The sequence below is a fragment of the Escherichia sp. WS2035 genome, assembly GCF_046487065.1.
GTDB classification, from domain to species: Bacteria; Pseudomonadota; Gammaproteobacteria; order Enterobacterales; family Enterobacteriaceae; genus Escherichia; species Escherichia coli.
The window spans coordinates 202,188-214,194 of sequence record NZ_JBJQKD010000008.1 but is presented as its reverse complement, the minus strand read 5'-3'; the positions used below and the strand labels follow the sequence as shown (position 1 = coordinate 214,194).

At 51.7% G+C, this 12,007-nt stretch carries 13 protein-coding genes; all 13 read left to right on the top strand.

The window, feature by feature from the left end:
* The first annotated feature begins 1 nt into the window (after position 1).
* The 13 genes from hfq to ACJHX4_RS15280 all read left to right on the top strand — a co-directional run bounded on the left by hfq (position 2) and on the right by ACJHX4_RS15280 (position 12,001).
* Positions 2–310 carry an RNA chaperone Hfq gene (gene hfq / locus ACJHX4_RS15340; RefSeq protein WP_001051883.1) on the top strand — a complete coding sequence of 103 codons (309 nt, stop codon included), beginning with the start codon at positions 2–4 and terminating at the stop codon, positions 308–310.
* A gap of 75 nt (positions 311–385) precedes the next feature.
* The gene (gene hflX, locus ACJHX4_RS15335) at positions 386–1,666 is read left to right on the top strand and encodes a ribosome rescue GTPase HflX (protein WP_000460357.1); all 1,281 of its coding nucleotides are present in this window, start codon (positions 386–388) and stop codon (positions 1,664–1,666) included.
* Between the two features lie 85 nt (positions 1,667–1,751).
* The gene (gene hflK / locus ACJHX4_RS15330) at positions 1,752–3,011 is read left to right on the top strand and encodes an FtsH protease activity modulator HflK (RefSeq protein WP_000312479.1); all 1,260 of its coding nucleotides are present in this window, start codon (positions 1,752–1,754) and stop codon (positions 3,009–3,011) included.
* Between the two features lie 2 nt (positions 3,012–3,013).
* Positions 3,014–4,018, top strand: a complete 1,005-nt coding sequence (gene hflC, locus ACJHX4_RS15325) for a protease modulator HflC (RefSeq protein WP_001232412.1) — start codon at positions 3,014–3,016, stop codon at positions 4,016–4,018.
* An 81-nt stretch (positions 4,019–4,099) separates the two neighbouring features.
* Positions 4,100–4,297 (top strand): DUF2065 domain-containing protein, encoded by a 198-nt coding sequence (locus ACJHX4_RS15320; RefSeq protein WP_001089295.1) that lies wholly within the window; start codon positions 4,100–4,102, stop codon positions 4,295–4,297.
* Positions 4,298–4,400: 103 nt separating this feature from the next.
* Positions 4,401–5,699 carry an adenylosuccinate synthase gene (gene purA, locus ACJHX4_RS15315; RefSeq protein ID WP_000527954.1) on the top strand — a complete coding sequence of 433 codons (1,299 nt, stop codon included), beginning with the start codon at positions 4,401–4,403 and terminating at the stop codon, positions 5,697–5,699.
* Between the two features lie 204 nt (positions 5,700–5,903).
* The gene (gene nsrR, locus ACJHX4_RS15310) at positions 5,904–6,329 is read left to right on the top strand and encodes a nitric oxide-sensing transcriptional repressor NsrR (RefSeq protein WP_001177639.1); all 426 of its coding nucleotides are present in this window, start codon (positions 5,904–5,906) and stop codon (positions 6,327–6,329) included.
* A gap of 38 nt (positions 6,330–6,367) precedes the next feature.
* Positions 6,368–8,809 carry a ribonuclease R gene (gene rnr, locus ACJHX4_RS15305; RefSeq protein WP_000076322.1) on the top strand — a complete coding sequence of 814 codons (2,442 nt, stop codon included), beginning with the start codon at positions 6,368–6,370 and terminating at the stop codon, positions 8,807–8,809.
* 90 nt (positions 8,810–8,899) lie between these two features.
* The gene (gene rlmB / locus ACJHX4_RS15300) at positions 8,900–9,631 is read left to right on the top strand and encodes a 23S rRNA (guanosine(2251)-2'-O)-methyltransferase RlmB (protein ID WP_001293282.1); all 732 of its coding nucleotides are present in this window, start codon (positions 8,900–8,902) and stop codon (positions 9,629–9,631) included.
* A 126-nt stretch (positions 9,632–9,757) separates the two neighbouring features.
* Positions 9,758–10,159 (top strand): YjfI family protein, encoded by a 402-nt coding sequence (locus tag ACJHX4_RS15295; protein ID WP_000220124.1) that lies wholly within the window; start codon positions 9,758–9,760, stop codon positions 10,157–10,159.
* Positions 10,160–10,177: 18 nt separating this feature from the next.
* On the top strand, positions 10,178–10,876 hold the full coding sequence (locus tag ACJHX4_RS15290; protein ID WP_000511955.1) for a PspA/IM30 family protein: 699 nt from the start codon (positions 10,178–10,180) through the stop codon (positions 10,874–10,876).
* A 49-nt stretch (positions 10,877–10,925) separates the two neighbouring features.
* Positions 10,926–11,585, top strand: coding sequence for a YjfK family protein (locus ACJHX4_RS15285; protein WP_001531213.1), 660 nt, complete (start codon positions 10,926–10,928; stop codon positions 11,583–11,585).
* A 17-nt stretch (positions 11,586–11,602) separates the two neighbouring features.
* Positions 11,603–12,001, top strand: a complete 399-nt coding sequence (locus ACJHX4_RS15280) for a DUF350 domain-containing protein (RefSeq protein WP_000547753.1) — start codon at positions 11,603–11,605, stop codon at positions 11,999–12,001.
* The last annotated feature ends 6 nt before the right edge of the window (positions 12,002–12,007 follow it).

Genomic DNA, 12,007 nt, shown 5'->3' with positions numbered 1-12,007 from the left:
AATGGCTAAGGGGCAATCTTTACAAGATCCGTTCCTGAACGCACTGCGTCGGGAACGTGTTCCAGTTTCTATTTATTTGGTGAATGGTATTAAGCTGCAAGGACAAATCGAGTCTTTTGATCAGTTCGTGATCCTGTTGAAAAACACGGTCAGCCAGATGGTTTACAAGCACGCGATTTCTACTGTTGTCCCGTCTCGCCCGGTTTCTCATCACAGTAACAACGCCGGTGGCGGTACCAGCAGTAACTATCATCATGGTAGCAGCGCGCAGAATACTTCCGCGCAACAGGACAGCGAAGAAACCGAATAAGGTTTCGGGCTGTTTTTTTACACGGGGAGCCAGCGATCCTGCGTTCCCCGCTGATCTATTTAGAGGGTTATACGCTTGTTTGACCGTTATGATGCTGGTGAGCAGGCGGTACTGGTACACATCTATTTTACGCAAGACAAAGATATGGAAGACCTCCAGGAGTTTGAATCTCTGGTCTCTTCCGCCGGTGTCGAAGCATTGCAGGTGATTACCGGTAGCCGTAAAGCGCCGCACCCAAAGTATTTTGTAGGTGAAGGTAAAGCAGTTGAAATTGCGGAAGCCGTAAAAGCGACGGGTGCTTCGGTCGTTCTTTTTGACCATGCCCTGAGCCCGGCGCAAGAGCGTAACCTGGAGCGTTTGTGCGAGTGTCGTGTCATCGACCGCACCGGCCTTATTTTAGATATTTTCGCCCAACGTGCGCGTACCCATGAGGGTAAGTTGCAGGTTGAGCTGGCGCAGTTGCGCCATCTGGCTACGCGCCTGGTGCGTGGCTGGACCCACCTTGAAAGACAGAAAGGCGGGATCGGTTTGCGTGGTCCGGGTGAAACCCAGCTCGAAACCGACCGTCGTTTGTTGCGTAATCGCATCGTGCAGATACAGTCGCGCCTGGAAAGAGTTGAAAAGCAGCGTGAGCAGGGGCGGCAATCGCGTATCAAAGCCGATGTTCCTACTGTTTCGCTGGTGGGATATACCAACGCCGGTAAATCTACCCTTTTCAATCGCATCACCGAAGCGCGGGTCTACGCGGCAGACCAGTTGTTTGCCACCCTCGACCCGACGTTGCGGCGTATTGACGTTGCGGATGTCGGTGAAACCGTGTTGGCAGATACCGTAGGGTTTATTCGCCACCTGCCGCACGATCTGGTGGCGGCATTTAAAGCCACGTTACAAGAGACGCGGCAAGCCACATTGCTGCTGCACGTCATTGACGCGGCGGATGTGCGTGTACAAGAAAACATCGAAGCGGTGAATACGGTTCTTGAAGAGATTGATGCTCACGAGATCCCAACCCTGCTGGTGATGAACAAGATCGATATGCTGGACGATTTCGAACCGCGTATTGACAGAGATGAAGAGAACAAACCGATCCGTGTCTGGCTTTCTGCGCAGACCGGAGCGGGGATACCACAGCTTTTTCAGGCTTTGACGGAGCGTCTTTCCGGCGAGGTGGCGCAGCATACATTGCGTCTGCCGCCGCAGGAAGGGCGTCTGAGAAGTCGTTTTTATCAGCTTCAGGCAATAGAAAAAGAGTGGATGGAGGAGGACGGCAGCGTAAGTCTGCAAGTTCGTATGCCGATCGTTGACTGGCGTCGCCTCTGTAAACAAGAACCGGCGTTGATCGATTACCTGATCTAACGGCGTAGCGTCTGAAGCGTGGAGTCATATCCTCTGGCGTCGAAAGACAACAGGGATCACCGCATAACAAATATGGAGCACAAACATGGCGTGGAATCAGCCCGGTAATAACGGACAAGACCGCGACCCGTGGGGAAGCAGCAAACCTGGCGGCAACTCTGAGGGAAATGGAAACAAAGGCGGTCGCGATCAAGGGCCACCTGATTTAGATGATATCTTCCGCAAACTGAGCAAAAAGCTCGGTGGTCTGGGTGGCGGTAAAGGCACCGGATCTGGCGGTGGCAGTTCATCGCAAGGCCCGCGCCCGCAGCTTGGCGGTCGCGTCGTTACCATCGCAGCGGCAGCGATTGTCATTATCTGGGCGGCCAGTGGTTTCTATACCATTAAAGAAGCCGAACGCGGCGTGGTAACACGCTTTGGTAAATTCAGCCATCTGGTTGAGCCGGGTCTGAACTGGAAACCGACGTTTATTGACGAAGTCAAACCGGTGAACGTGGAAGCCGTGCGTGAACTGGCAGCTTCTGGTGTGATGCTGACGTCGGACGAGAACGTAGTGCGCGTTGAGATGAACGTGCAGTACCGCGTCACCGATCCGGAAAAATATCTGTATAGCGTGACCAGCCCGGATGACAGCCTGCGTCAGGCTACCGACAGCGCCCTACGCGGGGTTATCGGTAAATACACCATGGACCGCATTCTGACGGAAGGTCGTACCGTGATTCGTAGCGATACTCAGCGCGAACTGGAAGAGACGATTCGTCCGTATGACATGGGTATCACGCTGCTGGACGTCAACTTCCAGGCTGCTCGTCCGCCGGAAGAAGTAAAAGCGGCGTTTGACGATGCGATTGCCGCGCGTGAAAACGAACAGCAATACATTCGTGAAGCAGAAGCGTATACCAACGAAGTTCAGCCGCGTGCGAACGGTCAGGCGCAACGTATCCTCGAAGAGGCGCGTGCGTACAAGGCCCAGACCATCCTGGAAGCTCAGGGTGAAGTGGCGCGCTTTGCTAAACTTCTGCCGGAATATAAAGCCGCGCCGGAAATTACTCGCGAGCGTCTGTATATCGAGACGATGGAAAAAGTGTTGGGCAACACCCGCAAAGTGCTGGTTAACGATAAAGGTGGCAACCTGATGGTTCTGCCATTAGACCAGATGCTGAAAGGTGGTAACGCCCCTGCGGCGAAGAGCGATAACGGTGCCAGCAATCTGCTGCGTCTGCCGCCAGCCTCTTCCTCCACAACCAGTGGAGCAAGCAACACGTCGTCCACCAGTCAGGGCGATATTATGGACCAACGCCGCGCCAACGCGCAGCGTAACGACTACCAGCGTCAGGGGGAATAACGATGCGTAAGTCAGTTATCGCGATTATCATCATCGTGCTGGTAGTGCTTTACATGTCTGTCTTTGTCGTCAAAGAAGGTGAGCGCGGTATTACGCTGCGTTTTGGTAAGGTACTGCGTGACGATGACAACAAACCTCTGGTTTATGAGCCGGGTCTGCATTTCAAGATACCGTTCATTGAAACGGTGAAAATGCTCGACGCACGTATTCAGACCATGGACAACCAGGCCGACCGCTTTGTGACCAAAGAGAAGAAAGACCTGATCGTCGACTCTTACATCAAATGGCGCATCAGCGATTTCAGCCGTTACTATCTGGCAACGGGTGGTGGCGACATTTCGCAAGCGGAAGTGCTGTTGAAACGTAAGTTCTCTGACCGTCTGCGTTCTGAAATTGGTCGCCTGGACGTGAAAGATATCGTCACCGATTCCCGTGGTCGTCTGACCCTCGAAGTACGTGACGCGCTGAACTCCGGTTCTGCGGGTACAGAAGATGAAGTTACTACCCCTGCAGCAGATAACGCCATTGCCGAAGCGGCAGAGCGCGTAACGGCTGAGACGAAGGGCAAAGTTCCGGTCATCAACCCGAACAGTATGGCGGCGCTGGGTATTGAAGTTGTCGATGTGCGAATTAAGCAGATCAACCTGCCGACCGAAGTGTCTGAAGCGATCTACAACCGTATGCGCGCCGAGCGTGAAGCGGTAGCACGTCGTCACCGTTCACAAGGTCAGGAAGAAGCGGAAAAACTGCGCGCGACTGCCGACTATGAAGTGACCAGAACGCTGGCAGAAGCTGAGCGTCAGGGCCGCATCATGCGTGGTGAAGGCGATGCAGAAGCAGCCAAACTGTTTGCTGATGCATTCAGTAAAGATCCGGACTTCTACGCATTCATCCGTAGCCTGCGTGCTTATGAGAACAGCTTCTCTGGCAATCAGGACGTGATGGTCATGAGCCCGGACAGCGATTTCTTCCGCTACATGAAGACGCCGACTTCCGCAACGCGTTAATATAACGACTGCGGTACAGGTCAATAAAGCCACCGCATCCTCAGGGATGTCGGTGGTTTTCTTTTTCTATAAGGATAATGAATGAATTCGACAATCTGGCTGGCGCTTGCCCTGGTTTTGGTACTGGAAGGTTTAGGGCCGATGCTTTACCCGAAGGCATGGAAGAAGATGATCTCTGCGATGACCAATTTGCCCGATAATATTTTACGTCGTTTTGGCGGTGGACTTGTGGTTGCGGGCGTTGTGGTCTACTACATGTTGAGGAAAACGATTGGCTGAACAAAAAACAGACTGATCGAGGTCATTTTTGAGTGCAAAAAGTGCTGTAACTCTGAAAAAGCGATGGTAGAATCCATTTTTAAGCAAACGGTGATTTTGAAAAATGGGTAACAACGTCGTCGTACTGGGCACCCAATGGGGTGACGAAGGTAAAGGTAAGATCGTCGATCTTCTGACTGAACGGGCTAAATATGTTGTACGCTACCAGGGCGGTCACAACGCAGGCCATACTCTCGTAATCAACGGTGAAAAAACCGTTCTCCATCTTATTCCATCAGGTATTCTCCGCGAGAATGTAACCAGCATCATCGGTAACGGTGTTGTGCTGTCTCCGGCTGCGCTGATGAAAGAGATGAAAGAACTGGAAGACCGTGGCATCCCCGTTCGTGAGCGTCTGCTGCTGTCCGAAGCATGTCCGCTGATCCTTGATTATCACGTTGCGCTGGATAACGCGCGTGAGAAAGCGCGTGGCGCGAAAGCGATCGGCACCACCGGTCGTGGTATCGGGCCTGCTTATGAAGATAAAGTAGCACGTCGCGGTCTGCGTGTTGGCGACCTTTTCGACAAAGAAACCTTCGCTGAAAAACTGAAAGAAGTGATGGAATATCACAACTTCCAGTTGGTTAACTACTACAAAGCTGAAGCGGTTGATTACCAGAAAGTTCTGGATGATACGATGGCTGTTGCCGACATCCTGACTTCTATGGTTGTTGACGTTTCTGACCTGCTCGACCAGGCGCGTCAGCGTGGCGATTTCGTCATGTTTGAAGGTGCGCAGGGTACGCTGCTGGATATCGACCACGGTACATATCCGTACGTAACTTCTTCCAACACCACTGCTGGTGGCGTGGCGACCGGTTCCGGCCTGGGCCCGCGTTATGTTGATTACGTTCTGGGTATCCTCAAAGCTTACTCCACTCGTGTGGGGGCAGGTCCGTTCCCGACCGAACTGTTTGATGAAACTGGCGAGTTCCTCTGCAAGCAGGGTAACGAATTCGGCGCAACTACGGGTCGTCGTCGTCGTACCGGCTGGCTGGACACCGTTGCCGTTCGTCGTGCGGTACAGTTGAACTCCCTGTCTGGCTTCTGCCTGACTAAACTGGACGTTCTGGATGGCCTGAAAGAGGTTAAACTCTGCGTGGCTTACCGTATGCCGGATGGTCGTGAAGTGACTACCACTCCGCTGGCAGCTGACGACTGGAAAGGTCTAGAGCCGATTTACGAAACCATGCCGGGCTGGTCTGAATCCACCTTCGGCGTGAAAGATCGTAGTGGCCTGCCGCAGGCGGCACTGAACTACATCAAGCGCATTGAAGAGCTGACCGGTGTGCCGATCGATATCATCTCTACCGGTCCGGATCGTACTGAAACCATGATTCTGCGCGACCCGTTCGACGCGTAATTCTGGTACGCATGGCAGATATTTTGCCTGCCGGGCTAACAGTGTGATACATTGCTGTGTCGGTTAAGCCATTACGCTATCCGACACAGTGTTAAATCCTCGTTTTTTTCCTTCCCCGAACTGAAATAAATTAGCGACACAGCTTGTGGCTGGTTTATCATCAATATAAATGTATTTTTCCCCGATTTCCCTTTTGAGGTTGATGTGCAGTTAACGAGTTTCACTGATTACGGATTACGTGCGCTGATCTACATGGCGTCATTGCCAGAAGGGCGGATGACCAGTATTTCTGAAGTGACTGACGTCTACGGCGTCTCCCGTAATCATATGGTCAAAATAATCAATCAACTTAGTCGTGCTGGCTACGTGACTGCTGTTCGTGGAAAAAATGGCGGCATTCGCTTGGGTAAACCGGCGAGTGCGATACGTATTGGTGATGTGGTGCGCGAGCTGGAGCCCTTATCGCTGGTGAATTGCAGCAGTGAGTTTTGCCACATTACACCTGCCTGTCGGTTGAAACAGGCGCTTTCTAAGGCCGTGCAAAGTTTTCTGACGGAACTGGATAACTACACGCTTGCCGATTTGGTTGAAGAGAATCAACCGCTTTATAAATTATTGCTGGTGGAGTGACGAAAATCTTCATCAGAGATGACAACGGAGGAACCGAGATGTCACAAGATCCTTTCCAGGAACGCGAAGCTGAAAAATACGCGAATCCCATCCCTAGTCGGGAATTTATCCTCGAACATTTAACCAAACGTGAAAAACCGGCCAGCCGTGATGAGCTGGCGGTAGAACTGCACATTGAAGGCGAAGAGCAGCTTGAAGGCCTGCGTCGACGCCTGCGCGCGATGGAGCGCGATGGTCAACTGGTCTTCACTCGCCGTCAGTGCTATGCGCTGCCGGAACGCCTCGACCTGGTGAAAGGTACCGTTATTGGCCACCGTGATGGCTACGGCTTTCTGCGAGTTGAAGGGCGTAAAGATGATTTGTATCTCTCCAGCGAGCAGATGAAAACCTGCATTCATGGCGATCAGGTGCTGGCTCAGCCGCTGGGCGCTGACCGTAAAGGTCGTCGTGAAGCGCGTATTGTCCGCGTACTGGTGCCAAAAACCAGCCAGATTGTTGGTCGCTACTTCACCGAAGCGGGCGTCGGCTTTGTGGTTCCTGACGATAGCCGTCTGAGCTTCGATATCTTAATCCCGCCCGATCAGATCATGGGCGCGCGGATGGGCTTTGTGGTGGTGGTTGAACTGACTCAACGCCCGACTCGCCGTACCAAAGCGGTGGGTAAAATCGTCGAAGTGCTGGGCGATAATATGGGCACCGGCATGGCGGTTGATATTGCTCTGCGTACCCATGAAATTCCGTACATCTGGCCGCAGGCTGTTGAGCAACAGGTTGCCGGGCTGAAAGAAGAAGTGCCGGAAGAAGCAAAAGCGGGCCGTGTCGATCTGCGCGATTTACCGCTGGTCACCATTGATGGCGAAGACGCCCGTGACTTTGACGATGCAGTTTACTGTGAGAAAAAACGCGGCGGTGGCTGGCGTTTGTGGGTCGCAATTGCCGACGTCAGTTACTATGTCCGTCCGCCAACACCGCTGGACAGAGAAGCGCGTAACCGTGGTACGTCGGTGTACTTCCCTTCGCAGGTTATCCCGATGCTGCCGGAAGTGCTCTCTAACGGCCTGTGCTCGCTCAACCCGCAGGTAGACCGCCTGTGTATGGTGTGCGAGATGACGGTTTCGTCGAAAGGCCGCCTGACTGGCTACAAATTCTACGAAGCGGTGATGAGTTCTCACGCGCGTCTGACCTACACCAAAGTCTGGCATATACTGCAAGGCGATCAGGATCTGCGCGAGCAGTATGCGCCGCTGGTTAAGCATCTCGAAGAGTTACATAACCTCTATAAAGTGCTGGATAAAGCCCGTGAAGAACGCGGTGGGATCTCATTTGAGAGCGAAGAAGCGAAGTTCATTTTCAACGCTGAACGCCGTATTGAACGTATCGAACAGACTCAGCGTAACGACGCCCACAAGTTAATTGAAGAGTGCATGATTCTGGCGAATATCTCGGCGGCGCGTTTCGTTGAGAAAGCCAAAGAACCGGCACTGTTCCGTATTCACGACAAGCCGAGCACCGAAGCGATTACCTCTTTCCGTTCAGTGCTGGCGGAGCTGGGGCTGGAATTGCCGGGCGGTAACAAGCCGGAACCGCGCGACTATGCAGAGTTACTGGAATCGGTTGCCGATCGTCCTGATGCAGAAATGCTGCAAACCATGCTTTTGCGCTCGATGAAACAGGCGATTTACGATCCGGAAAACCGTGGTCACTTCGGTCTGGCATTGCAGTCCTATGCGCACTTTACTTCGCCGATTCGTCGTTATCCTGACCTGACGTTGCACCGCGCCATTAAATATCTGCTGGCGAAAGAGCAGGGGCATCAGGGCAACACCACTGAAACCGGCGGCTACCATTATTCGATGGAAGAGATGCTGCAACTGGGTCAGCACTGTTCGATGGCGGAACGTCGTGCCGATGAAGCAACGCGCGATGTGTCTGACTGGCTGAAGTGTGACTTCATGCTCGACCAGGTAGGTAACGTCTTTAAAGGCGTAATTTCCAGCGTCACTGGCTTTGGCTTCTTCGTCCGTCTGGACGACTTGTTCATTGATGGTCTGGTCCATGTCTCTTCGCTGGACAATGACTACTATCGCTTTGACCAGGTAGGGCAACGCCTGATGGGTGAATCCAGCGGTCAGACTTATCGCCTGGGCGATCGCGTGGAAGTTCGCGTCGAAGCGGTTAATATGGACGAGCGCAAAATCGACTTTAGCCTGATCTCCAGCGAACGCGCACCGCGCAACGTCGGTAAAACGGCGCGCGAGAAAGCGAAAAAAGGCGATGCAGGCAAAAAAGGCGGCAAGCGGCGTCAGGTCGGCAAAAAGGTCAACTTTGAGCCAGACAGCGCCTTCCGTGGCGAGAAAAAACCGAAGCCGAAAGCAGCGAAGAAAGACGCGAGAAAAGCGAAAAAGCCATCGGCGAAAACGCAGAAAATAGCCGCAGCGACCAAAGCGAAGCGTGCGGCGAAGAAAAAAGTGGCAGAGTGATCATTACCCTCTTCAAACAGAAGAGGGTGAATTATCCGTAGGCCGGGCAAGCGTGGCGCTCCCGGCAAAACGTAAACAACGAGTACATTAATGAGCGAAATGATTTACGGCATCCATGCAGTGCAGGCCCTGCTGGAGCGCGCCCCTGAACGTTTTCAGGAAGTCTTTATTTTAAAAGGCCGTGAAGATAAACGTCTGTTACCGCTGATTCACGCCCTTGAGTCTCAGGGCGTGGTTATCCAGTTGGCAAACCGCCAATATCTCGACGAGAAAAGCGACGGTGCCGTGCATCAGGGCATTATCGCTCGTGTGAAGCCAGGACGGCAGTATCAGGAAAACGATCTGCCGGATCTGATCGCTTCGCTCGATCAACCGTTCCTGCTGATCCTCGACGGCGTAACCGATCCGCACAACCTCGGCGCGTGCCTGCGTAGCGCGGACGCCGCTGGTGTTCATGCGGTGATTGTGCCGAAAGATCGCTCCGCACAGCTCAACGCCACGGCGAAAAAAGTGGCCTGTGGTGCGGCAGAAAGCGTTCCGCTGATTCGGGTGACTAATCTGGCGCGCACCATGCGTATGTTGCAGGAAGAGAATATCTGGATCGTCGGTACGGCAGGCGAGGCGGATCATACACTCTATCAGAGCAAAATGACCGGACGCCTGGCGCTGGTGATGGGCGCGGAAGGTGAAGGTATGCGTCGCCTGACCCGTGAACATTGCGATGAGTTGATCAGCATCCCAATGGCAGGAAGTGTTTCTTCCCTGAACGTTTCGGTTGCAACCGGAATTTGCTTATTTGAAGCGGTTCGTCAGCGCAGCTAGTTCCTCTGAATTATGAAAAGCCATCCAGATTTGGATGGTTTTTTTTTGTCTATAGCTGGTAAGATAATTACGTACTGCAAATATTCATTTTATTAATATTTAAACTTAATCTATATGGAATAATATATGACATGGAATCCGTTGGCGCTGGCGACGGCGCTGCAAACTGTACCTGAACAAAATATTGATGTAACAAATAACGAAAGTGCATTAATTATTAAACTGAATGATTATGGCGATTTGCAAATCAATATTCTTTTTACTTCCCGCCAAATGATCATCGAAACCTTTATTTGTCCGGTAAGTAGTATCAGCAATCCAGATGAATTTAATACCTTCTTATTAAGAAATCAGAAGATGATGCCGTTGTCATCGGTAGGGATCTCCAGCGTGCAACAGGAAGAGTATTACATTGTTTTCGGTGCGTTATCGCTTAAATCTTCTCTTGAAGATATCCTGCTTGAGATAACCTCGCTGGTAGATAACGCATTGGATCTGGCTGAAATTACAGAAGAATATTCACACTAATTACAAGGACGGGTATTTATGGGAATTTTAAAAAGTTTATTTACGCTGGGGAAATCGTTTATCTCCCAGGCGGAAGAGTCCATTGAAGAAACCCAGGGCGTGCGCATGCTGGAACAGCATATTCGTGACGCTAAAGCTGAACTCGATAAAGCCGGAAAATCTCGCGTTGATCTGCTGGCACGGGTGAAATTAAGTCACGATAAGCTGAAAGATTTACGTGAGCGCAAAGCCAGTCTGGAAGCGCGTGCGCTGGAAGCGTTAAGCAAGAACGTTAATCCGTCGTTGATTAACGAAGTTGCTGAAGAAATCGCGCGCCTTGAGAATCTCATTACCGCTGAAGAGCAAGTGTTGTCGAATCTGGAAGTCTCTCGTGATGGCGTGGAAAAAGCAGTTACAGCGACAGCGCAGCGTATCGCTCAGTTTGAGCAGCAAATGGAAGTCGTTAAAGCCACTGAAGCCATGCAGCGTGCACAACAGGCTGTAACGACCTCTACCGTTGGCGCATCTTCCAGCGTTTCGACAGCGGCAGAATCCTTAAAACGCCTGCAAACGCGTCAGGCCGAACGTCAGGCTCGCCTGGATGCTGCCGCACAGTTGGAAAAAGTCGCGGACGGTCGCGATCTCGATGAAAAGCTGGCGGAAGCTGGAATTGGCGGTAGCAATAAAAGTAGCGCCCAGGATGTATTAGCAAGACTGCAACGCCAACAGGGCGAGTAATTTTTTGCCAGCCTCACTGCAAGGCTGGTAACTATTTTAAGGATAAAATATGTCTGGTTTTTTCCAGCGTCTGTTTGGCAAGGATAATAAGCCTGCTATCGCTCGCGGTCCGCTGGGTCTGCATCTCAATAGTGGCTTTACGCTCGACACATTATCGTTTCGTTTGCTGGAAGATGAATTGCTGATTGCGCTGCCGGGTGAGGAATTTACGGTAGCCGCTGTCAGCCACATCGATCTGGGCGGGGGTAGCCAGATTTTCCATTACTACACTTCGGGCGATGAGTTCCTGCAAATCAATACCACTGGCGGCGAAGATATTGATGACATTGATGATATCAAGCTCTTTGTCTATGAAGAGAGCTACGGTATCAGTAAAGAGAGTCACTGGCGCGAGGCGATCAACGCCAAAGCGATGGGGGCAATGACCTTAAACTGGCAGGAAAAACGCTGGCAGCGATTTTTTAACAGCGAAGAACCGGGAAATATCGAACCCGTCTACATGCTGGAAAAAGTAGAAAATCAAAACCATGCCAAATGGGAAGTGCATAATTTTAGCATGGGCTACCAACGGCAGGTGACCGGAGATACTTACGAATATTTGCTGTTAAATGGTGAGGAATCTTTTAACGATCTCGGCGAGCCGGAGTGGTTATTTTCGCGCGCGCTGGGTATCGATATCCCGCTGACATCACTTCATATTATTGGTTAATTACAAGGACGTTTACAATGCATATACTGGATTCACTTCTTGCTTTTAGTGCCTATTTTTTTATTGGCGTGGCGATGGTGATTATTTTCCTGTTTATCTACTCCAAAATTACACCGCACAACGAATGGCAGTTAATCAAAAACAATAACACCGCGGCGGCACTGGCGTTCAGCGGAACATTGTTGGGGTACGTGATCCCCTTATCCAGTGCGGCAATCAATGCGGTGAGTATTCCAGACTATTTCGCATGGGGCGGGATTGCTCTGGTGATTCAATTACTCGTTTTTGCTGGCGTCAGGCTTTATATGCCCGCATTAAGCGAAAAAATTATTAATCACAATACCGCAGCCGGAATGTTTATGGGAACCGCCGCGCTGGCTGGCGGTATTTTTAACGCAGCTTGTATGACATGGTAATGGACG